The sequence below is a fragment of the Acinetobacter soli genome (genome assembly GCF_000760595.1).
In the GTDB taxonomy this organism is placed as follows: Bacteria; Pseudomonadota; Gammaproteobacteria; order Pseudomonadales; family Moraxellaceae; genus Acinetobacter; species Acinetobacter soli.
Genome location: NZ_BBNM01000004.1, coordinates 274,117 through 298,562 on the forward strand (window position 1 = coordinate 274,117; position 24,446 = coordinate 298,562).

20 protein-coding genes and 3 pseudogenes are annotated in these 24,446 nt (G+C 41.6%); 6 read left to right on the top strand and 17 right to left on the bottom strand.

Annotated features, from left to right (window positions below):
- Positions 1 to 49: 49 nt before the first annotated feature.
- The 4 genes from Aso01_RS07200 to Aso01_RS07215 are packed head-to-tail and all read right to left on the bottom strand — an operon-like array spanning position 50 to position 4,127.
- On the bottom strand, positions 50 to 1,483 hold the full coding sequence (locus tag Aso01_RS07200) for an amidohydrolase family protein (RefSeq protein WP_004937037.1): 1,434 nt from the start codon (positions 1,481 to 1,483) through the stop codon (positions 50 to 52).
- Entirely contained in the window at positions 1,483 to 2,277 is a 795-nt protein-coding gene (locus Aso01_RS07205; RefSeq protein WP_004937032.1) for an ABC transporter permease, read from the bottom strand. The genes Aso01_RS07200 and Aso01_RS07205 overlap by 1 nt, the downstream gene beginning before the upstream one ends.
- Positions 2,270 to 3,088, bottom strand: a complete 819-nt coding sequence (locus Aso01_RS07210; protein WP_004937026.1) for an ABC transporter ATP-binding protein — start codon at positions 3,086 to 3,088, stop codon at positions 2,270 to 2,272. Before Aso01_RS07210 ends, Aso01_RS07205 begins: the two co-directional genes overlap by 8 nt.
- A gap of 52 nt (positions 3,089 to 3,140) precedes the next feature.
- Complete coding sequence (locus tag Aso01_RS07215) at positions 3,141 to 4,127, bottom strand: ABC transporter substrate-binding protein (protein ID WP_004937024.1); 987 nt, start codon at positions 4,125 to 4,127, stop codon at positions 3,141 to 3,143.
- 442 nt (positions 4,128 to 4,569) lie between these two features.
- On the opposite strand from Aso01_RS07215, the gene Aso01_RS07220 reads away from it, so the two are divergent.
- Positions 4,570 to 5,280 carry a FadR/GntR family transcriptional regulator gene (locus Aso01_RS07220; RefSeq protein ID WP_039910042.1) on the top strand — a complete coding sequence of 237 codons (711 nt, stop codon included), beginning with the start codon at positions 4,570 to 4,572 and terminating at the stop codon, positions 5,278 to 5,280.
- A 371-nt stretch (positions 5,281 to 5,651) separates the two neighbouring features.
- Here Aso01_RS07220 and Aso01_RS07225 read toward each other — a convergent pair whose 3' ends face one another.
- The 3 genes from Aso01_RS07225 to eat form a co-directional block, all read right to left on the bottom strand.
- Positions 5,652 to 7,757 carry a TonB-dependent receptor gene (locus tag Aso01_RS07225; protein ID WP_004937016.1) on the bottom strand — a complete coding sequence of 702 codons (2,106 nt, stop codon included), beginning with the start codon at positions 7,755 to 7,757 and terminating at the stop codon, positions 5,652 to 5,654.
- A gap of 43 nt (positions 7,758 to 7,800) precedes the next feature.
- Positions 7,801 to 8,202 carry a hypothetical protein gene (locus Aso01_RS07230; protein ID WP_228127994.1) on the bottom strand — a complete coding sequence of 134 codons (402 nt, stop codon included), beginning with the start codon at positions 8,200 to 8,202 and terminating at the stop codon, positions 7,801 to 7,803.
- Between the two features lie 168 nt (positions 8,203 to 8,370).
- Positions 8,371 to 9,786 (bottom strand): ethanolamine permease, encoded by a 1,416-nt coding sequence (eat, locus tag Aso01_RS07235; protein ID WP_004937009.1) that lies wholly within the window; start codon positions 9,784 to 9,786, stop codon positions 8,371 to 8,373.
- Between the two features lie 182 nt (positions 9,787 to 9,968).
- Between eat and Aso01_RS07240 the strand changes: the two genes are divergently transcribed.
- The 3 genes from Aso01_RS07240 (at position 9,969) to qhpR (ending at position 13,548) form a co-directional block, all read left to right on the top strand.
- Positions 9,969 to 10,979, top strand: a complete 1,011-nt coding sequence (locus Aso01_RS07240) for a phosphotransferase enzyme family protein (RefSeq protein WP_004925413.1) — start codon at positions 9,969 to 9,971, stop codon at positions 10,977 to 10,979.
- A gap of 149 nt (positions 10,980 to 11,128) precedes the next feature.
- On the top strand, positions 11,129 to 12,364 hold the full coding sequence (locus Aso01_RS07245) for an HAD family hydrolase (protein ID WP_228127993.1): 1,236 nt from the start codon (positions 11,129 to 11,131) through the stop codon (positions 12,362 to 12,364).
- 149 nt (positions 12,365 to 12,513) lie between these two features.
- Positions 12,514 to 13,548, top strand: coding sequence for an AraC-like transcriptional regulator QhpR (gene qhpR / locus Aso01_RS07250; RefSeq protein ID WP_004925421.1), 1,035 nt, complete (start codon positions 12,514 to 12,516; stop codon positions 13,546 to 13,548).
- A gap of 53 nt (positions 13,549 to 13,601) precedes the next feature.
- Here the strand turns inward: qhpR and Aso01_RS07255 are convergent, their stop codons facing one another.
- Positions 13,602 to 14,615 carry a zinc-binding alcohol dehydrogenase family protein gene (locus Aso01_RS07255; RefSeq protein ID WP_004937004.1) on the bottom strand — a complete coding sequence of 338 codons (1,014 nt, stop codon included), beginning with the start codon at positions 14,613 to 14,615 and terminating at the stop codon, positions 13,602 to 13,604.
- Between the two features lie 98 nt (positions 14,616 to 14,713).
- Between Aso01_RS07255 and Aso01_RS07260 the strand changes: the two genes are divergently transcribed.
- Positions 14,714 to 15,130: a winged helix-turn-helix transcriptional regulator gene (locus Aso01_RS07260; protein ID WP_004936999.1), complete on the top strand. Its 417-nt coding sequence runs from the start codon at positions 14,714 to 14,716 to the stop codon at positions 15,128 to 15,130.
- Between the two features lie 43 nt (positions 15,131 to 15,173).
- Here the strand turns inward: Aso01_RS07260 and Aso01_RS07265 are convergent, their stop codons facing one another.
- Complete coding sequence (locus Aso01_RS07265; RefSeq protein WP_004936997.1) at positions 15,174 to 16,517, bottom strand: aspartate aminotransferase family protein; 1,344 nt, start codon at positions 16,515 to 16,517, stop codon at positions 15,174 to 15,176.
- A gap of 739 nt (positions 16,518 to 17,256) precedes the next feature.
- Here Aso01_RS07265 and Aso01_RS07270 point away from each other — a divergent pair.
- Positions 17,257 to 18,404 (top strand): IS3 family transposase gene (locus tag Aso01_RS07270; RefSeq protein WP_370736352.1). Its coding sequence is split into 2 segments (ribosomal slippage): positions 17,257 to 17,503 and positions 17,503 to 18,404, totalling 1,149 coding nucleotides; the frame shifts between segments, so codons are not numbered across the junction.
- 43 nt (positions 18,405 to 18,447) lie between these two features.
- Here the strand turns inward: Aso01_RS07270 and Aso01_RS07275 are convergent.
- From Aso01_RS07275 to Aso01_RS07310, 8 genes and pseudogenes are all read right to left on the bottom strand, one after another.
- Complete coding sequence (locus Aso01_RS07275) at positions 18,448 to 19,398, bottom strand: HEAT repeat domain-containing protein (protein ID WP_004936991.1); 951 nt, start codon at positions 19,396 to 19,398, stop codon at positions 18,448 to 18,450.
- A 68-nt stretch (positions 19,399 to 19,466) separates the two neighbouring features.
- Entirely contained in the window at positions 19,467 to 20,024 is a 558-nt protein-coding gene (locus Aso01_RS07280) for a hypothetical protein (protein ID WP_004936988.1), read from the bottom strand.
- 139 nt (positions 20,025 to 20,163) lie between these two features.
- Positions 20,164 to 21,034, bottom strand: a pseudogene (locus tag Aso01_RS07285) (IS982 family transposase).
- A gap of 290 nt (positions 21,035 to 21,324) precedes the next feature.
- The gene (locus Aso01_RS07290) at positions 21,325 to 21,576 is read right to left on the bottom strand and encodes a hypothetical protein (protein ID WP_004936978.1); all 252 of its coding nucleotides are present in this window, start codon (positions 21,574 to 21,576) and stop codon (positions 21,325 to 21,327) included.
- A 3-nt stretch (positions 21,577 to 21,579) separates the two neighbouring features.
- Positions 21,580 to 22,467: a hypothetical protein gene (locus Aso01_RS07295; RefSeq protein WP_004936974.1), complete on the bottom strand. Its 888-nt coding sequence runs from the start codon at positions 22,465 to 22,467 to the stop codon at positions 21,580 to 21,582.
- 34 nt (positions 22,468 to 22,501) lie between these two features.
- A pseudogene (locus tag Aso01_RS07300) lies at positions 22,502 to 23,118 on the bottom strand (IS1595 family transposase).
- A 169-nt stretch (positions 23,119 to 23,287) separates the two neighbouring features.
- A complete protein-coding gene (gene pcaD / locus Aso01_RS07305) occupies positions 23,288 to 24,091 on the bottom strand; it encodes a 3-oxoadipate enol-lactonase (protein ID WP_004936969.1) in 804 nt (267 codons plus the stop codon).
- A 9-nt stretch (positions 24,092 to 24,100) separates the two neighbouring features.
- Positions 24,101 to 24,446: pseudogene (locus Aso01_RS07310) on the bottom strand (acetyl-CoA C-acyltransferase); the annotation flags it as partial.

The window sequence follows — 24,446 nt, forward strand, 5'->3', positions numbered from 1 at the left end:
TCAAATAAAAAAGCCCTCCGTAGAGAGCTGTTGTTTTTTACAGCACTTATTAGGATGCAAGCGCCATTTGCTCTGCACGAACCTGTAATTTTTTGACGGCTTGACGTGCCTCAAAGGCTAGCTCATTCAAATCTAGATCTGGAATCTGATTATTTTGCATTACGATCTTACCGCCAATCAGCATATACCGAATATTGGCTTGTCCGGCACTTGCTACCGGGCCAATGGCAAGATCGTGTAATCCCATGTATCGCGGATCATTGAGGTTATAAATAACCAGATCGGCCTGTTGACCAATCTCAAGTGTTCCAATGTTGGGAAGCCCGAGTACCTGTGCACCGCCTTGCGTACCCCAGCGGATCACATCTTCGATGGTTGCAGCGTCTGCACCGCCCTCAAAAGTACCTCCTGCATATTTAGGTTGTGCCAGCATTCCTTTTCGGGCACGCTGTAGCATCCATGCTGCATGTGTTTCAGACAACATATCGGCAGCCTCATTGGATGCTGCACCATCTACGCCGATTGAAATGGCCACCCCTGCGGCTTCAAGCGTGACCAGATCGGCGATACCACTACCCAGTCGGGCATTACTTTGTGGGCAATGTGCTATTCCGGTTTTACTTTGCCCCAAAATCTTGATTTCTTCGGGTAAGAGCTTGACTAAATGTGCAAACCAGACATCCTCACCTACCCAGTCATGCTCGGCACAAAACTGCACTGGTGTTGAATTAAATTTGGCTTTTGCCGCATCCAGATAATCAACGGTTTCAGAGAGATGTGAATGTAAACGAATGCCCAAATGGCGAGCGAGTTTTGCACTTTCTCGAAGTTGCTGCGGTGTAGTTGAGTGGAGTGCCGTGGTGGGCGCCATCACAATTCGTCTATAGGCATCGGGCTGGGCTTGATGATAGCGCTGTACCAAGCGCTCAACATCGTACATCATGTGTTCAAATTTTTCAGGTCGAAGCGCCTGTGGCAACTCAGCTTCAAGCCCTCTGGTGAGTGTGCCACCGCCTCGACAAAGTACAAATCGCATGCCTAGTCGATCCGCTTCGTCAAATAAAATTTCGGCGCCATCAAAGGGTATGTCTGGCCAGTATAGATAATGATGATCGGCCACTGTGCCACAGCCTGACTGGAGCAATTCAATTAAGCCAATTCGGCTTGCGAGTCGAAAGGTATCTTCATCAAATGCGCCACGAAAACGATAAGGTGTTGCCGCGAGCCAAGGCGTCAGATTTTGATTTAATCCTTGCGGTTCACCTTTAAGCAAAGACTGAAATAAATGGTGATGGGTATTCACCCACGCTGGATACACCACACCATCTTGCGCATCTAAAACAGTTTCATCTGAATGGGCCCTTAAATGTCCTATCTCGGTAATCACGCCGTTTGAAATGCGGATTGAAGTTGCAGAAGATCGTGCTTGTTGATTGGCTTGTCCGGTCATGATGGCATGTATATTTTTAATCAGATAATTCATTAGACTTGCTCGCTTTCATGCCATTTGTTCAAGAAGATACGGCTGAGCAGTGACATCAGCATAAATAGAATCAGTCCCGTACAGGTAATTAAAAATAATGCGGCAAACATCAATGGCAAATCGAGCTGGAATCCGGCTTGTAAAATCTGATAGGCCAATCCGGCACTGCTGCCCCCTGTACCCGCAACAAATTCGGAAACTACCGCACCGATCAGCGCCAAGCCACTTGAGATACGGAGCCCGCCAAAAAAATAGGGCAATGCATTGGGTACACGCAGCTTGAGCAGTACCTGCCAACGTGAAGCTTTATTGATTTGAAACAGATGTAACAGCCCAGCATTGACACTACGTAGCCCCAACGTGGTATTGGTTAAAATCGGGAAAATCGCGACCAGCATGGCACAAACGACTAAAGCCAATGTAGTATTATGAATCCAAATAATTACCAAAGGTGCAATGGCTACAATTGGCGTAACTTGAAATAAAATGGCATACGGCATAAAGCACGCCTCAATCACCCGGCTTTGTACAAACAAAAATGCAATCAAAGTCCCAATTAGCACGGCGCAGACAAACGCCAGTAATGTAATTTTTAAGGTGATCCATAAACTACCGAACAGTAAATCTGCTTGTGCAACCAAAGCATGAGCAATATCGGATGGTTTGGGAATAAGATAAATCGGAACGTTCATTTGCTGAAGCGCAATTTGCCACACCAGCAGCAGCAACACACCCAGTGTTAACGGCGCCAAGAGCCGACGTACTTGTGGATGTTCGATTAATGGCTTAACCATGGTGATGCCCTCCACTTGCTTGTTCCAGAATATTGGATAGTTCTGCACACTGCGTCATAAATCGTTCTGAAGCTCTAAAGTGGTCATCACGCTGTGCCGGCCCTTCAATCGCAATATCCGCCACAATACGCCCCGGACGAGCTCCCATCACAATCACTCGGGAAGATAAAAATACAGCTTCATAAATGCTGTGCGTGACAAACACGACCGTCAGATCTCGCTCTGCCCATAATGTACGGATATCTTGATCTAGGCGGTGCCGCGTAAATTCATCTAAGGCACCAAAGGGTTCATCCATGAGTAATAAATCAGGTTCTGTCACCAAAGCTCTGGCCAAAGAAGCACGCATCTGCATGCCTCCAGAAAGCTCTTTTGGATAAGATGCAGCAAAATTACCTAATCCAACCGAAGTTAAAGCTGCTTGTACTTTAGGCTGACTGATTTTTTTAGGTACAAGACGTAGATCGAGCGGAAGCCGAACATTCTCTGCAATATTGGCCCACGGCATGAGAGTGGCCTCTTGGAACACCATGGCCATTTTGCACTGAGACTGTAGATCAGTTTTACCATGCCAGCGTACTTGCCCTGCGCTGGGTTGTTCAAGATCTGCAAACATCTTTAAAAGTGTACTTTTACCACAGCCCGAGGGCCCTAAAAGCGATACGATTTCACCACGCTGAACATCGACATCAAGGCGTTGCAGCGCATGTGTGCCGTTTGGATAAACTTTTTCTACACCACGCGCCATCAGCATTGGTGCTACAGTATTTTGTGGCTCTGGATTTTGAGAGACAAAGACGGCTGAATTCATGTTAGGTTCCCCCTATTATTGTTTTGCTTATGTTTCTACCTCGATGAGATATTTAGTTTTTATTGGATTTCGGCTGTACAAACTGTAAGGTATATGCCGATTTCCACTGAGTCTGAGGCTTAAGTAACTTGGACTGCACCATGAAATCTCGTGTTTTACTCCAGCGGGCATCGGTCATGACGCCTATCCCCATGGTTTTGGCATCTCCACCCTCAATTAAACCCAAGCTTTTCATTTGCGCGACACCAAATGCCAGCAATGCATCATCCATATTCCGATTTTCTTTTTTAATGAGGGCATTGCCTGATGCAGGATTTTTCAGATAGCTTTTCCAACCTTCCATTGAGGCTTTGACAAAGCGTTGTAAAACCTCTGGCTTGGTTTGAACCAGATCATTTCGGGTGACCAAAATACCGCCATAAGCTGGATAGCCGTCTTTGGCAAACAAGAAAAATTTACTCGATGGTTCTGCTTTTTTGGCTTGTAGCACCTCAGAGGTGGCATAAGCTTGTTGTGCAACATTTTTATCGGCTAAAAATGGCTGCATATTAAAAGTATATGGGCGGGCTTGAGCAATGTTGAGATTATATTTGCCACGTAACCATGGCCACCAGCTGGCTTGCCCACTGGTTGAGACTAAAATGGTTTTGTCTTTAAGATCGGACAGTGATTTTACATCGGCATGGGTAATCAGTCCTTGTGGATCGACTTGAAATGGCGCAGCAATCGCTTTAATGGGGAAACCACTTTCAATGCCTTTGAGCACCTGTAAATCATAGTTAATAATCACATCGGCACGCTTGGCCAAAAGCAGTGTCATGTTATTGATTTGCGGGCCACCTACCTTGATGGTGACATCTAAACCATACTTTTTATAAATGCCTTCAGCCAAAGCCTGATAATAACCACCCTGTTCGGCCTGTGCGTACCATGTGGTTTGTAAGACGAGTTTATCGTTGGCTTGAGCAGATGTAAGAAATAGAAGTGATGCGGCAACGACAGCCAAACGCGATTTGCCTAACCCATGATATTTGTTCATGATGAACTCCCTGATGAATAGGTGAAAGCCATAACAGCTATTCATACAAAGGGAGAATGGAGTATACCTGTGTGATCATTCATACTCTCAAGACAGCATAAAAATCTGTCTTGTCCCCCTAAGAGGAACAGCCTGCGCTGTAGAGCAATGTCCCATGCGAATGATCGCACTAACCGCTTATACTCAGGTTCTGATTAAGCAAGAGCTATGCCAACAAAAAGAGCACCATATCGGCTCTAAAACTGGCTCAAAATTTGTATGCGAAATAGGAGCACATGAAACATCTGCCCTAAACTTGCGCACAAAAGCAGCATATGAATGCATCTAACTGTCTTGATGAGTATTTGGGCTAGATGTTTTGAAGGAAAACGAGTAAAACTCAAAAAATGGCATAATACCAATGAATCTTTCGTTCAATTATTTTCTTGAATCTCAAAGCTCTATGAAATCGACTGCACTCGTTAAACGCTCTAGTTCTCAAGTGACCGATCAAGCGGTTGAAATTATTCATGAGCGGATTCAAAACGGAATCTATCCAGTGGGGTCGGCTTTGCCCTCGCAACGCGAATTGTCGTCGGAACTTGGCATTAGCCGTGCTTCGCTCAGAGAAGCACTCACGCGTTTGGCTGCCTTAGGTTTGCTCAACATTATGGCGGGTAAAGGTGCATATGTGACTGCGCTTGAAAGCCAGCCAGTCGAGCAATGGAATATCCAGTTTAAAATTTCACTTAAAGATTTTTATCAGCTTCGTTATATTTTAGAAGGCTTTAGCGCACTTCTGGCCTGTGAATATATCTCTGATCATGATATCGAAACCCTCAACCAGCATTTTCAGCAACTTAAAGCTGCAATTGAAGCACATCACTGGACTGAAGCTGCCGAGCATGACTTTTTATTTCATCAGCTCATCATTGGATTGAGCAATAATCAATCCATTATTCAAAGCTTAAAAAATCAAACTGACTGGATGAAACAAAGCCAGATCCTGCCGTTTGTACAACCCAATCTGGCCTATAAAACTGTTCAAGAACACGAACAGATTTTACAGGCACTTAGTCAACGCAATGCCGCTGCCGCTGAAAAAGCCATGCGCTTACATATTGTGGGTGCTGCGCAACGTGCCGGTGTGTATTTTTCGAGTCATTCTATTTAACATAACGCTGTTCAACGGTTTCAAACATGGTGCAGTCATTCATTCATACACGCACCATTGCAACGCATCTAATCATATATCTTGAGCTTTTACAGATTTGGGTGTACTCGAAGCCCATTTTTTCGTATTAATTCTTGATATTTGAATTCTCAAATAATGAATATATGAATCAAATATAAGCTGAATTCAACATATTATGAGTCTGCTCGGCGCACCCAAATGAGCAAAAAATGCGCATAATGCTTTTAAAATGAGCATGTCTATTTCAGGCGGGTGCATATCTGTATCTGATCACGATAGCGAATAGTTGATTTCATTATGATTATTTTACAGCGCTGCTTGCCTGAGCATACAACGCTGACCGATCTTTCTTAGAAATTCCAGCTCAATGACAATGTTGCTTTGAGTGGTTCACCAGGTTGTACCCAGTAATTGGTATAACTTGAAACGTAATAGTCTTTATCAAACAGGTTGTCGATATTGAGCTGGGCACGTAAATCTGGACGGAGCTTGATATATGCCCCGACATTTACGGTCGTAAATTCAGGTAAACTGGTGCCATTGTCGATGTAATTGGCGCTTCGTTTGCCATAATAATTGATATTGCCCGTAACACCGGCATCTTTCCCCCACGCACTAAATTGATAATCCGCACTTAAATTTGCCGTATGCTTAGGAATATTTTTTAGGCGTGCACCTTTGGCTTCGACTTCACTTTCGACCACCGAGGCATCGGTATAGGTGTAGTTTGCATTAAGGCGTAAATGCTCAGAGACCTGATGCTGTAGCTCAAACTCAAGACCATGGCTTTGCACGCGGCCACTGTCCACATAAGTGTCTGTAATCCCTTCGGTAAGTAAATGGCGTTTATCGAGATCAAAATACGTGAATCCCAGCCAGCTTTGTGGCAAGTATTCATATTTGGTACCAACTTCCCAACTGGTGGTTTTTTCAGGGTCATACAGTTGATTATTTTTATTTAACCCCGTATTTAGCTCAAATGATTTTCCCCAGTTACTATAAAAAGATAAATGATCGGTGGGCTTGAAGTTAATACCAGCACGCGGCGTAAACGGCGAAAAGGCCTGCTTGCTTTGTGTATTACTTCGATAATCTGCAATTTGCTGCTCTAGTCGGTTAAAGCGTCCGCCCAGCAATATATTCCACTGATCATTCAGGAAAATCTGATCTTGCAGATTGAATCCCAGCATATCCTGAGTTTCTTTACTGTTTTTGGTTACTCGCGTGAGTGGCAATACATTTACACCATATACAGGCTGGTAAATATTGATCGTACTTAAAGCACCCACTGCACTTCTGCGCTGAAGCTGGTCGATGGTGTAATGCCCTGCTTCAACATTAGCCACCAGCTCGTGCTTAATGGTTCCTGTGTTCAATTTCCCACGTAAAATTGCCTGAAATTGCGTGGTTTCGGTATCAAACCATCGATAGCGACGAAAGCGATTTGCAGTTTGTCCATCGGCTGCAATCGATGAAATTTCAGTTGAAGTTCCTTCGCGCTCACCCTGCTCATGACTTAACGCGGTGGTCAGGTTCCAGTCGTCATTGAATTGATGATTCAGACGCAGTTGATACATCTGATCGTTGATTTTGATATCGCCATCACTTGGTTCGCCTAGAAAGGTTTTTTTATTGACCACAAATTGACCGTTGACCATCGGTACGCCACGGTCAAACACGCCTTGATTTTTGGCAAATTCTGTATCCAGATTCAACTGAGTACGATCTGAAATTTTCCAAGCCAGCTGTGGTGCAATATAATAATGCTGGCTATCGACCTGATCTCTAAAACTTTGATTGTTTTCATAAGCGAGCCCCAGTCTGTACGCAAGCTGATCATTGATTGCGCCAGTGGTATCGAGTGCTGTCCGGTATTCTTCAAGTGTACTGCCACTTAAGGTCAATTCACTCTTACGTTGCCATTCGGGCTGTTTGGTGGTGATGTTCATAATCCCCCCAATTGCGCCTTGGCCATACATGGCAGCCATTGGCCCCTTCAGAAAATCAATCGACTGGATGTTGACCATATCGCGTGGCGCATGGATGCCGCTTAAAGAGCTTAAGCCGTTACGCATGTAAATCGTGCCCATGTTTGGGTCGGTACTAAAACCGCGAAACGAGTAATTGTCCCAAAAGCCACCGCCATAACTGTCTTGATAAACCACGCCATTAACCAAGGCCAATGCATCGCTCACGCGCTGAATATTCTGATTTTTGATATCTTGTTCGGACACATGCGATTTGGTGAACGGCACATCAATCAGATCGTGATTAAACTGGGTAATTGCCTGAGAAGATGCATGACGCTCATCTTGCTTTTCTGCGGTTAGCGTCAAGGTTGAAAGCTGCGCAGTTTGAACTTGAGTGTCTGTTTCAGCCGCCAAAGCCACCGATACCATTGAACTCTGGGCAAGTAAAATACTCCACGCAAGTGGATGAACATAAAATTTAGACATAGTAAAACTCTGTAAGACAAAAATTGGACAAAAATGTCGGAATTTAGATCACAACAGGATTTACAGGCGGGGCTCGACCTTGCGGGCAAAGAAAGAGACGGCGCAGGCAAAAGAGAATATATGCCATCGCCGATAAGAAAATCAGTTTAAAAACCTGACCGATCTCGATCAGCGTGATATCCGTTGTCGGCGTAGGTGCAATATGATGAAACAGATGACAAAAATGACAATCCAGAGTTGGATGCATCGAATGCTGATGATCCGCTTTGAAATCGCTATGTAATGACATTGCAGACGATTTGACAGCAGACATTGTGGTATGCGATGCATCATGATGCATTACACTGTGCTCAGTCATCTGCATAATTTCCACGCAGACCGGATTTTGCTGCATCGATACAGGCAATAGCGCTTGCCAGAATACAAGATTCTGCAACAAGATCACCAAAAGGCCAAAGGCCACACCCAATTTATGCATCGCAAAAAAATTAATACCTAAGCGCGGCGAAAATAGCATAATTTTTAAAAAAACACACCTTCTAGTACAGGCGACAGATATAAAAAAAGCATGGAATCAGTAGATACCATGCCTTTGGGTTTCACTTAAATGTGGTTAGTCTTCGTTCAAGCGCGCAAACTCTTCTTCGGGCGTTCCTTTCACCAGATGGAAGCGGCTATACAAAATAAAGTACAGAATAAAAGCCACATAAATCATTGCGGTGAGCAACCATACTTTCGGATTGACCATTAACCCAGCCACTACTGCAATTGCAGCCAGAACCAATGCAATACTTGAAGTAACCACACCACCCGGCGTTTTATACGGACGTGCAAGGTTTGGATGTGAAATCCGTAATTTAATATGTGACAGCATCATGAGCACATAAGAGATGGTTGCTCCAAAGACAGCCATTAAAATCAGCAAATCACCTTCATGAGTCAATGACATCAAAAAGCCAATGATCCCCGGAATAATAATCGCAAGAAAAGGTGCTTTGTTTTTGTTGGTCAATGACAAGCTTTTTGGTAAATATCCGGCACGTGAAAGTGCAAAAATCTGACGCGAATACGCATAAATAATCGAAAAGAAGCTCGCTACAAGCCCAGCCAATCCAACAAAATTAACAAAACTGGCCAACCATGTATGCTGCCCATACACCGCAATCAAGGCATCAACCAAAGGTGCACCTGAGGCTTTTAACGCATCTGACCCCGCAGCACCAGCACTTAAAAACAAAATCAATAGCGCAAATGCCGCCAAAATCAGCATCGAACCAATGAGGCCACGCGGCAAAGAACGAACTGGATCTTTGGCTTCTTCTGCCGCCAGTGGAACGCCCTCCACAGCTAAAAAGAACCAAATGGCATAGGGTACCGCTGCCCAAATTCCTAAATAACCGAGTGGTAAAAATGCACTGGCCCCAACGTTATTGCTGACCGCAATATCAAATAATTTACCGCTTTCAAAATGTGGAATCATGGCCACAATAAATACCAGTAAAGCCACACAGGCAATTGCGGTAATTCCAAACATGATTTTAAGGGCTTCTCCCGCACCTTTAAGATGAATACCCATAAAGACCAGATAGCATAGTAAGTAAACGCTCCAGCCACCAATCCCAAACAGTGACTCACAATATGAACCAATAAAGACCGCGATCGCCGCAGGTGCAATGGCATATTCAATTAAAATCGCGGTTCCGGTGAGGTAGCCTCCTAATGGGCCAAACGCGACACGAGCAAAACTGTAGCCACCACCTGCGGTAGGCAACATGGTCGACATTTCAGACATAGACAAACTCATGCACAGGTACATTAAGGCGACAATGACCGTAGCAATAAATAAACCGCCCCAGCCGCCCTGAGCCAGACCGAAGTTCCACCCCGCAAAGTCTCCAGATATCACATAAGAGACTCCTAAACCCACCAATAATAACCAGCCCACTGCACCCTTTTTGAGCTGGCGTTTTGCAAAATAATCAACATCACGAGTTGCGCCATTGTCTAGGCTTAATTCTGAATCTTTCATTGTATTCAATCACTCTATTGATCCAACCGACTTCATTCATGTTGCGTAAAAGCCCATTTCAAAACTTGACCGCAAATTGTGAGCAAGGTCATTTGAAGTCAAGTTGATTCATTTTTTCTTTTATAAGATCAGGCCAATCGGTACTTACGATGTATCTAAAATTAGAGTGAAGGAGTCGAATCATGACGGTCGAACAAAACGAATTTTTAAGCTCAGTTCAGCTTCAAATTCTTGCAGAACAAGCCATCAAGCAATATCCAAACGAATATCAAGGTTCAGTTAAACTCCTGTGTCAGTCAGAAAACGCCACTTTTTTAGTGACCACAGCGCAGGCAAAATACGCACTTAGAATCCATCGACCGAATTATCATCACTTGCAAGATATCGAAAGTGAGCTGGCGTGGTTAGATGCGCTTAATCAAAGTGGAATCGAAGTTCCACTGGCGATTGCCGATCAGGATGGTCAACGTGTGATCACCCTGAAACTGGCCGAAGGCATTTCGCGCTACGCAGTGCTTTTCAATTGGGTCAATGGCAGCATGCCCACCACCGATGTCGATCCGACCGCTTTTCAACAACTGGGACAAATTACCGCCGCACTACATCAACACAGTAAAAGCTGGAAACGCCCAGAACAGTTTAATCGAATTGTGTGGAATCATGACACCATGGTCGGTGCTCAAGGCCATTGGGGCAACTGGAAACATGCACCGCATTTAGATCAAGCCGACCACGCTGTGGTGGAAGAAGCGATTGCACGTATTTCAACTGAACTATGCCAGTATGGTGCCGGTGAAGATCGCTATGGTCTGATTCATGCCGATTTAAGGCTCACCAACTTACTGCTGCAAGATCAGCAAATTGGTGTGATTGACTTTGACGACTGCGGTATGAGCTGGTTTATGCATGATCTGGCTGCCGCGATTAGTTTTAATGAACATTTAGATGCTGCACCGCAATGGGTAGAGCACTGGCTAACAGGTTATGAAAAAACAGGTCATGTTCAAAATCATGATTACGTCATGATTCCTACATTTATTATGCAACGTCGCATTCAAATGATGGCGTGGAATGGTTCACATGCACATACCGAAATGGCGCTTAGCTTAGGTGATCAATGGTCGAATGAAACCGTGCGCTTATGTAAGAAGTACTTAAATGGTGAAATGCCAGTCGGACGTAGCAACGCTTAAGTAAAACAAAGCACTTGTTCACTTTATCTGTTTTTTCATTGAGTTGTATTTCGTAATTTGGGGCTAAATTAGATATGAAAAGAAACATGCATTTACTCGGAATTGGAGCTTTAATCGCAGGTGTTTTAGCGTTGGGAGGCTGTGCCCAAATGCCAAAGCACGATACACAGGTGTTGGCATCCGCGATCAAGCAGGAGTATCTGGCACAAGGTCGCTGGGATGCGTTTAATCGCGATCAGCTCAATCAATTAATTGCACAATACGGCAAAGACAGTCCTAATTATAATCCGTTAAAACGGCCCTATATTGTGACTGATTTTGACAATACCTCGGTTTTTTTAGATATTGAGGAAGCGACATTAATTTATCAACTTCAACAGCTTGCATTTGCCGTAACGCCAGAACAGCTCAATACGATTATTCGTAAGGGAATCAGTACGCAAAATTTTGTTGCAGATTACAATAACAGCCAAGGTCAAGCAGTTAATATCGACAAGATTGCACCCGATATTGTGCAAAGCTATGCATGGCTATATACGCACTATTCAGGCTTAAAAGGCAATCAATCCTTAGCGCAAATCCAAACGAGCCCGCACTATCAAAACTTTATCAGCAAAATGCGTTATTTGTATGCGGCTATTGGAGATACTTTCGATCATGATGTGTCTTATCCATGGGTAACCTATTTATTTGCCGGAATGACCGAAGCAGAAGTACGTGATTTGGTTCAAAAAACAGTTGCTTGGCAAAAATCTCAGCCCATTGGCCCGGTGATATGGACATCCCCATCTGATTTAAAAGGTCAGGCCGGTGTGATCAGTGTAACGTGGGAAAATGGTTTACGCCCTTATGCCGAAATGCAGGACTTATTTCAGGCATTTCAAAATAACGGCATCGATGTTTATGTGTGTTCGGCTTCATATATCGATGTGATTAAAGAAATTATTTCTAATCCCAACGTGGGCTTTAACATTCCAGACAGCCATGCTTATGCCATGGAACTTGAGCGAGATTCACAAGGACGCATTTTGCCTGAATTTCGTAAAGGTTATGATCAGACCCAAGGCAAAGGCAAAACGCGCACAATTGAAAAATTTTTGGTATCTAAATATGGTTATGGGCCGCTCTTCATTGCTGGCGACAGCGAAGGCGATCAAAACATGATGCAGGATTTCACAGATACGAAAAAGGTGCTGATTGTAAATCGTCTGCGTAAACCCACCACAGATATTGGGAAGTTTTCAGCTTTGGCTGTTCAAAGCTATGGACAGACTAATCCGAAATTTTTACTACAGGGCCGTGATGCAAACACAGGACAATTTACAGCGTCAATCAACAGTATCAGTTACGGATCGAGCACACCAAAAGCATTGAAACCTCAATAAATCCAATCCACTGAGTTATGTTTTAACCTGTGCTTGATCAATTCAAGCGCAGGTTTTTTAATTTTAGCCGTACATATAAAAACTACGCTATAGCTGGTATGCATCTTGCTTCATCTCTTGTATATATCGGTATTAAGTGAGATCTTCACATGTTTCAGATGAATACGGCACAACTATTGGGCACCAGCATGTGCAATCAGGGCGTGTTGTCAGCAGCTGCATCAGGCTTGAGTGATTTCATTAGCAGCAAAGGTGCAGACGTCGATCGTGTCTTTGGTATCAGTGGTATCAATCCCGAGTTACTGGCCAGTCCGACATTAAGTTTACAACTTCCCAATTACTGTCATGTATTAGAACAGGCCGCTGAACTTTCAGGATGTGACAATTTCGGTTTACATTATGGTCAGCAATTTCAGCCCAAATCTTTAGGTCTAATTGGCTACATCGGACTATGCTCTGCAACGCTTGAAAGCGCATTAGTCAATATGACCAATCACTTTTATTTGCACCAGAAAGACACGCTGAACCGCATGGTCGATTTAGGAGATTGCTGGCGCTTAGACTATCAGGTGCATCACGGTGCGATCTTGACCCGACGTCAAGATGCCGAATTGACCTTAGGCATGTTCATGAATGTGATTCGTGGCGTGCTGGGCGGGCATTATTCACCACGTGAAATTCATTTTGAGCATACGCGGCCTGAGTTTTGGCAAGAACATAGCAAATTGTTTAACGCACCTGTTTATTTTGATCAGCCATTCAACTCAATTTTACTGTCAAAAAAAGATTTGCAGCACCCGATGCCCAATCATGATCCGCTGCTATTAACCGTAATTCTAGATACTCTTCGCTTGCTCAATACCCATGTACACAGACAAAGCCTAACCGATCAAGTGCGCTCACATATTCAAATTGAGCTGAACACAGGTGAACCTAATCTGGAAAAAATTGCACACGATTTGGATTTGAGCAGCTGTGCACTCACCCGTCGGCTTAAACTTGAAGGATTAACCTTTAGTTCACTGGTCGATAAAGTGCGTTGTGAGCTTGCAGAGCATTACATGAAACAAAAAAATATCCCGATTTCCGAAATGGCATTTTTATTGGGCTACTCAGAGGTGAGTGCATTTTCTCGTGCATTTAAGCGCTGGTTTGGTGTTAATCCAAGACAATGGCGTAACTAATACAACCGGAACACGCAATTAAGCGGTTCCGGCTATTTGTTGATTGATTCGATTTAAAACCCTTCAAGCACAATTTTGCCTTTGGCTTTACCACCTTCAATCAGGCTATGCACCTCTTTGAGATTTTCGGCATTGATCTTGCCATAGACCTCAGTCAATGTGGATTGAATGACGCCATCATCGACCAGTTTGGCCACTGCATTTAACAGTTCACGCTGCTGTGCAATATCTTCCGTTTGATACATTGAGCGGGTATACATAAACTCCCAATGTAAAGAGATCGATTTGGTTTTAAGTGGGCTGATACTCAGTTCGGCTGGATCATCAATCAGGCCCAAACGCCCCTGAGGTGCGGTCAATGCAGCAATCTGCTCCATATATTGATCGGTATAATTGGTAGAAAAAACATAACTAGGTGCCTTTAAACCCAGTTCATCCATTTGCGCCTTAAGTGGTTTTGAATGATCAATCACGTAATCCGCTCCGAGCTGTTTCACCCACGCTTGTGTCTCTGCGCGTGATGCTGTCGCAATAACTTTCAAATCTGATTTTGCTTTGAGTAATTGAATCGTGATTGAGCCAACACCGCCAGCCCCACCAATAATTAGAATACTTCGTTCTCCACCTGATACTGGATCTTCAATTTTTAAACGGTCAAACAACATTTCCCATGCAGTGATGGTGGTCAGAGGCATAGCAGCCGCTTCTGCAAAAGAAAGGCGTTTCGGTTTATGCCCCACAATGCGCGCATCGACCAATTGAAACTGTGCATTACTGCCCGGACGGGTTAAATCACCTGCATACCAGACTTCATCGCCTACTTTGAATTCGGTGACTTCGTCGCCTACACTGATCACAACGCCAGCTGCATCCCAACCTAAAATTTTCCACTGTCCTGCTTCTGCTGCTGCACGTTTGCGAACTTTGGTATCAACCGGATTCACTGAAATCGCTTTTACCTCGACCAGAATATCTTTACCGCGCGCCACGGGCTGCTCGATCTCGATATCCACCAATGCATCTGGACGTGTAATCTCACCTTGTTCTTTATAGCCTACCGCTTTCATCTTGACGTTCCTCACTTGTATTGCGTGGTAGCATACCTTAAGCTTAATCACCGTATATACAGACAAATTTCGCACATAGTGTCAAAAAGGATACTGTTATGAGTAAGGTAAAACATTCACGCTTTAATTGTAATCCAGGCTGCTCGGTCGAGGCTGCGATTGGCCTACTCGACGGTAAATGGAAAAGTTTAATTTTATGGAATTTACTTACCGAAAAAATATTACGTTTTAATGAGCTAAAGCGCCGTATTCCAAATGTAACTCAGCGTATGCTCACTAATCAGCTTCGCGAGCTTGAACAAGACGGACTCATTATTCGAACGGTTTACCCGCAAGTGCCACCTAAGGTTGAGTATCAGCTTTCTGCGCTAGGTCAAACCTTAAAGCCTATTTTAATTGCTTTAAAAGAATGGGGCGATCAGCATATCGATTTGTATGGAAAACCACATCAAAGTGAAACTGAGCAGCATAATGAGCGTGAGCAGCACACAGAAATTACAGCTCAGGCAGGATAAAAAAAGCCTTATCGAATGATAAGGCTTAAAGATTAGCTGAGCTTTAATCTTTGAGTTTACGAATAGATTGATTGAGTGCGCTGACCAACCAGTCGATATCGTGTTCCTGAAATGCCAGCGGTGGACGTAATTTCAGTACATTGCCATATGGGCCAGCAACAGAAGTCAATACGCGGTGAGTATTACGTAATTCTTCAATCAGATTCAGTGCCAAGGCTTTATCTGGCGATTTACTGTCACGATCTTTCACCAGTTCAAATCCGATAAACAAGCCCGCACCGCGTACATCGCCCACACATTCATGTATATCCATGAGTTTGCTAAGTTCGGCCTGAAGTTTAGCACCCACATATTTGCTGTGTGCTTGTAAGTCTTCATCATGAATTACCTTGAGAACAGCTTGAGCTGCCGCCATCGATACTGGGTTTCCACCGAAAGTATTGAAATATGGAATATTATCGCTAAATGCTGCCAATACATCGCTTTTGGCAAGTAGACCAGATACCGGGATTCCATTGCCCATCGGTTTACCTGTGGTAATAATATCTGGCACTACACCATGGCGACCGAATCCCCAAAATGAGTCTCCAGTACGTGCAAACCCAGGTTGTACTTCATCGGTAATAAATATTCCGCCATTGGCATGAACCACATCTACTGCTTTTTTCAAAAATCCAACCGGATTTGGCATTACACCATCTGAAGAGAAAATTGAATCTGCCAGAAAGCCTGCAAACTTAATACCGTTGGCGTTCATGTCATCGATTTGCTGTTGAATTTGCGCTGCAAACCAATCACCTAAATCATCTGCTGCAATTCGGTATGCATCCGGTGCAGGAACCAAACGAGTTGTAGCTGCCAAAGCCTGACCAGAACCTAATGCAGGAGAACAGCCTGAAGTTAACTCACTGGTGCCGTGATAAGCTTCTTGCGAAACAATGATACCTGTTCCGCCACTATATTCACGGGCAATTCGAATGGCCAAATCATTGGCTTCAGAACCTGTACACATATACATGGCACGGTCAATTTCGCTTGGTGTTGTTTTTAAAAGCTCTTCGGTGTAATTCAGAATATTTTCATGCAAATAACGTGTATGTGTATTGAGCATTTTCATCTGCTCATTCACTGCCTCAATGACAGCAGGATGACAATGCCCAATACTGGCTACATTATTGTATACATCGAGATATTTATGGCCCGCAGCATCCCAAAGATACTGTCCTTGCCCTTTTACCAAATGCACAGGGTTACGATAAAATAATCGATAAGACTCACCGAGCACTTGGCTGCGTTTATCTGTTAATTTTCGGGTTTCAGCATCCAGTGCGGCTGCATGTTCTGCGCGGAAACTATTGGTATCCATAATGGTTGAACGTGTAACCATGAATGACTCCTGTATTTAAATAATTCAAAATGGCACACTTGAAATCGAATCAAATCCGGCCATGTTCTTTCGAATGTATATATCGCTGTTTGACTTATATTGTTCAAGTTTGAAGAAAGAAACTTGACACTAAAGCGCGAAAGTTGTCATTTGATGTCAAATTCACGAATTCGATGTATGGTCGGATTGCTATATGCTTCAGTAAACTACTACGTATCGCATCTAACACTAGAATGTCATGCTAATCAAAATAACTATCATACAAACAATGGTATGAATTAAATCGTGAGGATATTCGTATGCAATTGTTTTATCTTAATTCTAAAGATAAAAATGTGTTTTATAACAAAGCAAAAACAAGTTCACTTTTGTTCATCTTATAATTCATGCGGTAGATGTATAGCCTATACTTGGCAAAAGGGTAGCTTTCGTTGTGACAGATTTACAAAATGGCTTTATACAGAGACAGGAAATGGGAACTTAGGTGGAAATACTTCTAACGGTACTTTTAATAGCTCTCTTCTAACGATAACTCGTGCATAATTTTTAATATATTCCTCATTAAATCATAATGAGGAATTCTTTTAACATTGATAGATTACTTATGAAAAAAAATATTCTGTATGTCTTATTATCCTTTATTATTTTAACCGTATTCATATTTTTTATAAAAGATGGATAGCCACCGATTTTGTAGACACCTTTTAGTTAGATAAAATGGCTAATTAACGAGGTGCTTATGAGCAGTAAACGATACCCTGAAGAATTCAAAATTGAAGCAGTAAAGCAAGTGACTGAAAAAGGTCATAGTGTGTCTGAAGTGGCCACACGTTTAGGTACAACCACGCATAGTCTTTATGCCTGGATCAAGTGTTATGATCCTCAAGAACCTAAAATCATAGACTTTAGGGATGCAGTTTCAGAATTGGCAAAACTAAAAAAAGAGCTGCAACGGGTTACAGAAGAAAGGGACATATTAAAAAAAGCCGCGGTGTACTTCGCAAGCCAGTCCAAATGAGGTATGCCTTTATTCAGGACCATCAGCACATATGGTCTGTTCGTCGTTTATGTTCGACTTTACATGTTCATCATAGTGGTTATTACGCATGGCTAAAGCAACCCACGAGTAAAACTATAAAGAAACGGCAACAGCTTGCAGGCTTAATTAAACAGTTTTGGCTGGAATCTGGAGGAGTCTACGGCTATCGCAAGATTCACTGTGATTTGAAAGACGCTGGCGAAAATTGCGGTATCAATCTTGTACATCGGTTAATGAAAGCGAATGGGCTTAAATCACAGCGCGGCTACCGCAAGCCTAGAACTTATGCAGGTACGCCCAGTATTGTTTCCGCAAACACCTTGGAACGACAGTTTAACCCAACTCAGCCTAATCAGCGGTGGGTAACTGACATTACGTATATTCGTACACATGAAGGTTGGTTATATCTTGCTGTGGTGATTGATTTATTTTCACGTCTTGTTGTTGGCTGGTCTATGAAATCGAGAATGACTACAGATCTTGTGCTAACTGCATTATTAATGGCGCTATGGCGGAGAAAACCACAGAATAAGGTTCTGATCCACTCTGACCAAGGCAGCCAATATACCAGCCATGAATGGCAAGTATTCCTTAAACAACATAATCTGGAATGTAGTATGAGTCGCAGAGGAAACTGTCATGATAATGCTGTTGCTGAGAGTTTCTTTCAGTTGTTAAAGCGCGAACGCATCAAGAAGAAAATTTATTCAAACAGATCCGAGGCTAGAACCGATATCTTTGAATATATTGAGATGTTTTATAATTCAAAACGCAGACATGGTTCCAATGGTCAGCGTTCTCCATTAGAGTATGAAAAAGCCCATTTCAAACGGGCTATGTGTATCTAGAATTTTGGTGGCTATTCACCTAGTACATTCGATATATCGATGCTTATTCATTACTTAACAGATTCAATGTATTTTTCCATTGATCATTTTGATAACTAAAATCATTTGGGTTAGTTGTAGATGGTGGATTATTTGAAATGAAGGTATATATTTGTTTACGTTGTTCTTTTGACAATAAAGAAACCACATTAGGATTGTCTAGTAGGTTTGCTCCTATACTACTAATGACACTATCCTTCATTTCTCTATCCTTTGAACCTAATGTAGCGAGTGTTGTTGATACTTCTTTTCCATTTAGCACTGAAGTAGCTACATAACTCGCTTCATTAAGTGAAACATTATCCTTACTCAATATATTTTGATTCATTTTTTTTGAATCTTCTGCTGAAGGATTTGTTGAAGAATAAGTTGAGATCAATGCCTGTCTAACTTCCTCTGAGGTGTGTGGATCTGCATTGATATCATTGACCGCATCAGCAATTCGTTTACGAACAAGATCATTTTTTGGTAAAGCTTTTTTAAGCTGGTGTTCTTCTTCAGTTAATAATGATGCATTATTTAAAGCACCCAAAGCCGCACTTTGAACCCGAGGACTTCCATTCTTTAAATAAGGTATAATTTCGTCAGCTGCCTCAATAGGGTTTAATGCAGTAAGTGACACCAGAATGTCAGTTAAAGCCTGTGGATCAGAATTATTTTCTTTCAACAATCCAACTAATTGATCAATCTTTTGCTCTCTTGGTAAAGCTGAATTATTTAAAATATTCAACATTTTTTGAGCCCATCTCGGCGGTGATATATTATCAGGTAATTCCTGACTAAATTTTATATCGCTAGTATCAGAAGCAACTGATTGTTGCGTTGTTTGATACTCAGATTTAGTACCCTCTTCTTTTACTTGATTATCATCATTATTAGTAAAAAGATATAAACCAACTAAACCAAGGCCAAGTGCTATAATCACAAGGATTATTTTATTTCTACTATTTTTCATAAAGCCTTCTTAAAAATTTAAAATACCCTTAATCTATTTTAATTAAGGGCATGTACTAAAATATTAAACTATGTTCTGGTAATTGTTAATAATGAACTACCATAAGTCGAACTTGGAAGACTACCACCTAAATTTCCATTGCCTGTTTGTGTAAATATCCATTTAACGAATGCATCACATCTGAACGAGCCTTTTTGCCAAGTATACGCCGTACAAGCTCCTGATGAATTATAAGATGAACAAACTTGAATAGCTGGGTTCGGTGTTGAAGACCACAAGTTATAAGATACGTGAGGTTTTTGTTGGTTTGAAAGCGTATTAATTTGGCTTGTTGCTGAAGTATATGGAGACTTCCAAGTAAAGCTTGATTTAGCTTTAGCACCCCAATACGTATCAACTTTAAATCCGTTAACTGTTACATTCTGGACTACATTAACATACGGCGTAGCATTCATTACTTGAGCCACATTATCTTTTGCAGCTAAAACACCTAAGTGTCCTAAATACCCAAATCCTGAAACAGATAGATCTCGACCTAAAACATCACCTACTGCAACAGGATTGCCTGCTGCTAAAACTAGTGAGCTTTGAGCTATTAGAATGCTTGATAAGAAGAACTTCTTCATAATTTTACCTTTTGATTGACTAAAGTGTATAATTTTTTTGAATTTTTAGATTTTATATACCAAAAAGATATTTAACAACATAGTTTAAATGTTAGCCATCACATAAGTACTTAAACATATTAACTAACCCGAATCCTGTTTAAGCCGATGATTTCATAATTTGAATTGTTGGCTTATTTCGATGGGTTAATTGATATGCACATAGTGAGGCGTAAATTCCACTCAGAAATCCATGAAGACTACGTGCTTTACTCGTCACTAAATTATATTGCCCCTTCAATAAACTGAATAATGTTTCTATTTTATTGCGTTGTCTTAAGTGATATTCATCTGATGCACAGAGTTGAATAGCCTGCATATTCTTACGATGATAAGTAATTAAATCAATACCTTGATCTTTCAATCTAATTTTTAATTCTTGGCTGATGTAACCTCGATCCCCGTAAAGTTTTCCGTTTAGACCATCAACTAATTGCTCAACCATTTTTCATGTCAGCAACATGTCCATTCGATAAAGCAGAACAGGCAATTTCACCCAATTGATTCATCGCAATATGTAATTTACAGCCATAAAACCAGCCCATTGAGCTTCTACCACGTGATGCAATTTGGACTAATGATTTATGACGCTGAATACGTTGATTTTTACAAACTGGCAGAGTGGTTGAATCAATCCATAAATATTGTGTATCTTGGCCTTTCATCAATGCCACATTTAAAGCGTGTAGAGCTAATTCATGCCTTTTGATCAGATGAATCATCCTTTGATAGCAAGGCAAGTACTTAAATAAATGGCTTTTATCTTCTTTTAACCAAGTAAAAAAGGCTTTGAAATTATTGAAATGAGAGCATTTGTACCAAATAACAATAAAGCAGATTTCTGAAATTGTAAGTTGAGCAGTTCTGATTCTTAAGGAACCACGATTTTGTTTGAGAAACTCCTAATAAGTTGCTTCAAATTTAAGAAAAAAATCATCAATTATGCAGAATAATTCGGTACTATTAAACATCAGGACTAGAGTTGTGAGTTTGGTGTGGTAACTCAACTGATAGCTCTAGTCCTCTTATTTTTCAAGTCAATTTCTTATCCGCGATTCGGGTTAGCATAAGATTTGACTGCTATATATAAGGCTTTGTGTGAATATCTTTACGAGTTGGTAACTCTACAGAGCTTTCATTAAACAACTCTTCTAACCATCATTTAAGTGTAACGCCAGAAATGTAAGTTGAATGCCCTTATGGAAACAAGGACTTTGCATTTAAATTAGATAAAAACTTATTTTTCTATTTTACTAGTAATCTACAAATTATTTTTAAGCTTATAGAATCTGTATTCTGGATAAATTAAACCAATTACAAATAAGATAGAAAAACCAACCCATAAAAACAAGGTCATCATTTTTACTTGTTCTTCATTCCATGAGCTAGATTCTGTATCTAAAAAAAAGATACTTTTCCAACCCTTAATATAACTAGCCCCACCCCATGAAAGAATCCACTTACAAACCAAGCTAAAACATAAATAAATTAATATCCATAGAGAAGTAGACATTCGTTAGATTCCTAGTGATGCCATCTCTAATGCAGATCTATTATTTGCTGCTGCTACATTTATACAAGCTTTATAAACTGGTTGAGCACCGCTTAATCCAGCTAAATAAGGAATGATTTCATAAAAATAATCTTTCAAATAATCTAATCCTGGTTTTACAAAATATGATGTACCAGGAATTATGTCTCCAACACCAGGTGGTTTTGGAACCAAATTAAAATTTGCAGAACAGGTAAGAATTGATTTTACTGTATTAGAAATGACAACCCCCACGTCATTATTCATATCTAATGAGTTAGCTATACTTTGTGTCCATATCTTAGAGGCAACCTCACGTGCAGCAGCTTGAGCTGGATTATCGGACGCAATGGCATATGTTTGAACTGTACGGGATGTTGGGCTAGAACACCCTAACCCATTACCACCATTATATTTCAGAACACTATTATTCGAGCTTATAAACTCAACTTTTACATTCGGATAATGCTTTGTAAAGACTTGGATTGTGGGATGAAGTACCGTTGAACACGACTTATCATTTGTAAAATATCTGACAGTGTGTTTTTGTGAATTATAGTGAGCTGCGTAAATACGACCATCTGCATACAAAGTCATTGCAGAAGCATCACTACCTGCTTTTGTTCTACCTTCAGAATAAATAGCTTTTGCCATTTTTAACTTATATGGTGTTGATAAAACTTCAAAATTTTTCGAAAATTTAATGTAATCTTCGCCTAATACAGCCGCTAATTCATTCTGAATATGTGAGTCACTATCAATCTTAGATAACGTAGATGGATTTTCTAGATATGGATTTAAATTTAAATTTCCAGCAAAACTAAATGATGGTATAGATAATAATAATACTAAATATAAACTCTTATATTTCATAATTTTCCCTATTTTAATTTTGGGGATCAGGAAGTTAAAGAAAATTATTACGAATTAATTTAAGCAAATCGAGGTATAAATTACAATACCAATGATTGAAGCAATACTCCTTTTCTTTAAGATGCAAGTAAAATATCTTTTTGTCAATTCTATTAAATTTACTGAGTCGCTTTTTAACATAGTTCCAGAATGATTCTATGCCGCTAATATGACGCTCAGCATTAGCAAATTCATTGTCTCCATGATTAACTCCTAGATATTTACCAAAACCAATTTCAACTAGACCATCATAGCCTCTCCAGCCTATTGCATAAGTCACTGAACAAGCTCAATATGTCCACGAATAATACCTTTTAGCGTAGCTTGGGAGCAGTGAGGGACAATTCCTTTATATAAATTCCTACCCCGTTTGAGTAGTCCAAAAACAACGGTTTTACCTAATGCACCTCGACCGTGCTTACCTCGTACACGATTGACTCAGAAATAAAATTCATCCAGTTCAACAACATCATTGAAAAGAGATATTCGTTCATACTAAATAGTAATTTTTTTACGCAATTTGATGTAAGTTGTATTGATAGTACGCACTGAAGTACTGGTGAGTTTAGCAGTGTCTGAAGCAGTAAAATCCACGGCAAAAAAGCGAATGATCTACCTGAATTTTGCTTGTGTGATTCTTGAACGGGAATAGTATCTGTTTTTGCTTTCATATAAAATCGCTTTCTGAGCCGATACAAAAAAACGCCACGTGCATGAACGCGCGGCGTTTTGAAAATTCATAGATAAAGGTTTAAAATCTCTATCTGTCAAAAAGATTAAATCAATTGAAGCGCTTCATTACTGCTTCGACTGCGTGATTAAATGCCTGTGGCTGTTCCACATTCGAAATATGCGATGCCTCCAGCACTTCAAGTGTTGAATGTACAATATGCTCACATAAAAACTGACCATCGGCTACTGTGGTCACTGGATCTTGTGCACCAGCAATCACCAGTATCGGTATGCTTATACGTTGCAGTTGAGGGCGCACATCAGCCTCTGCCAACGCTTCACAGCAACTGGCATAGCCTTCGGCACTACCTTGAGCTAAATCATGACTCAGCTTTTCTACAATTTCTGGTGAGTCTTCAATAAAGCCTGGCGTAAACCAGCGTGCTGCCGCAGTTTGAGCAACCGGCGTTAACCCTTGCTCACGCACCAATTGCGCACGTGCTTGCCAAGCCTGAGCTTCTCCAATTTTTGCTGCGGTGTTGGCTACAATCACCTGATTAAAACGCTCAGGAAAATGTATTGCCAGCCATTGTCCAGTTAACCCACCCATCGAGATTCCACAAAACGTAGCTTGAGGAATTTGCAAATGATCAAGCAATGCAATTACATCGGTACCTAGCTGATCAATGCGATAAGGGCCAACAGGTGTCGATGATGCACCATGACCACGCGTGTCGTAGCAAATGACAAAATACTTGTCCTGAAAATACGCTACCTGTTGTTGCCACATACTCAGGTTGGTACCTAACGAATTTGAAAAGATCAGTGCAGGACGATCCGCCTGACCGAATGTTGCATAATTGAGAGCAACATCCTGCGCCGTTAGTGTGTCTTTAAAGTGAAATACTGGCATATTTATTCCTTAAACCCGCTCAATAATGAGTGCAATTCCCTGACCCACGCCGATACACATCGAACACAGCGCATACTTACCGCCCGACTGTTCCAGCTGGTTTAAAGCCGTCGTCACCAGACGCGCACCTGATGCACCCAATGGATGACCCAGTGCAATTGCACCGCCATTCGGATTCACCCGTGCATCGTCATCCGCCAGCCCTAAGTCTCGGGTACAGGCCAGTGCCTGTGCAGCAAAGGCTTCGTTCAGCTCAATCACATCCATCTGATCAAGCGTCAGATTGGCCTGCTTGAGCAGCTTTTTGATCGCTGGTGCCGGTGCGAAGCCCATGATGCGCGGCTCGATGCCCACT

Excerpts from the sequence above, each read along its gene's own strand:
- Aso01_RS07225 (WP_004937016.1), bottom strand. The coding sequence starts at position 7,757 with ATGTCTAAATTTTATGTTCATCCACTTGCGTGGAGTATTTTACTTGCC.
- Aso01_RS07290 (WP_004936978.1), bottom strand. The coding sequence starts at position 21,576 with ATGTCTACTTCTCTATGGATATTAATTTATTTATGTTTTAGCTTGGTT.
- qhpR (WP_004925421.1), top strand. The coding sequence starts at position 12,514 with ATGTTTCAGATGAATACGGCACAACTATTGGGCACCAGCATGTGCAAT.
- eat (WP_004937009.1), bottom strand. The coding sequence starts at position 9,786 with ATGAAAGATTCAGAATTAAGCCTAGACAATGGCGCAACTCGTGATGTT.
- pcaD (WP_004936969.1), bottom strand. The coding sequence starts at position 24,091 with ATGCCAGTATTTCACTTTAAAGACACACTAACGGCGCAGGATGTTGCT.
- Aso01_RS07210 (WP_004937026.1), bottom strand. The coding sequence starts at position 3,088 with ATGAATTCAGCCGTCTTTGTCTCTCAAAATCCAGAGCCACAAAATACT.
- Aso01_RS07260 (WP_004936999.1), top strand. The coding sequence starts at position 14,714 with ATGAGTAAGGTAAAACATTCACGCTTTAATTGTAATCCAGGCTGCTCG.
- Aso01_RS07245 (WP_228127993.1), top strand. The coding sequence starts at position 11,129 with ATGCCAAAGCACGATACACAGGTGTTGGCATCCGCGATCAAGCAGGAG.
- Aso01_RS07265 (WP_004936997.1), bottom strand. The coding sequence starts at position 16,517 with ATGGTTACACGTTCAACCATTATGGATACCAATAGTTTCCGCGCAGAA.
- Aso01_RS07240 (WP_004925413.1), top strand. The coding sequence starts at position 9,969 with ATGACGGTCGAACAAAACGAATTTTTAAGCTCAGTTCAGCTTCAAATT.
- Aso01_RS07205 (WP_004937032.1), bottom strand. The coding sequence starts at position 2,277 with ATGGTTAAGCCATTAATCGAACATCCACAAGTACGTCGGCTCTTGGCG.
- Aso01_RS07275 (WP_004936991.1), bottom strand. The coding sequence starts at position 19,398 with ATGAAAAATAGTAGAAATAAAATAATCCTTGTGATTATAGCACTTGGC.
- Aso01_RS07220 (WP_039910042.1), top strand. The coding sequence starts at position 4,570 with ATGAAATCGACTGCACTCGTTAAACGCTCTAGTTCTCAAGTGACCGAT.
- Aso01_RS07280 (WP_004936988.1), bottom strand. The coding sequence starts at position 20,024 with ATGAAGAAGTTCTTCTTATCAAGCATTCTAATAGCTCAAAGCTCACTA.
- Aso01_RS07200 (WP_004937037.1), bottom strand. The coding sequence starts at position 1,483 with ATGAATTATCTGATTAAAAATATACATGCCATCATGACCGGACAAGCC.
- Aso01_RS07295 (WP_004936974.1), bottom strand. The coding sequence starts at position 22,467 with ATGAAATATAAGAGTTTATATTTAGTATTATTATTATCTATACCATCA.
- Aso01_RS07255 (WP_004937004.1), bottom strand. The coding sequence starts at position 14,615 with ATGAAAGCGGTAGGCTATAAAGAACAAGGTGAGATTACACGTCCAGAT.
- Aso01_RS07215 (WP_004937024.1), bottom strand. The coding sequence starts at position 4,127 with ATGAACAAATATCATGGGTTAGGCAAATCGCGTTTGGCTGTCGTTGCC.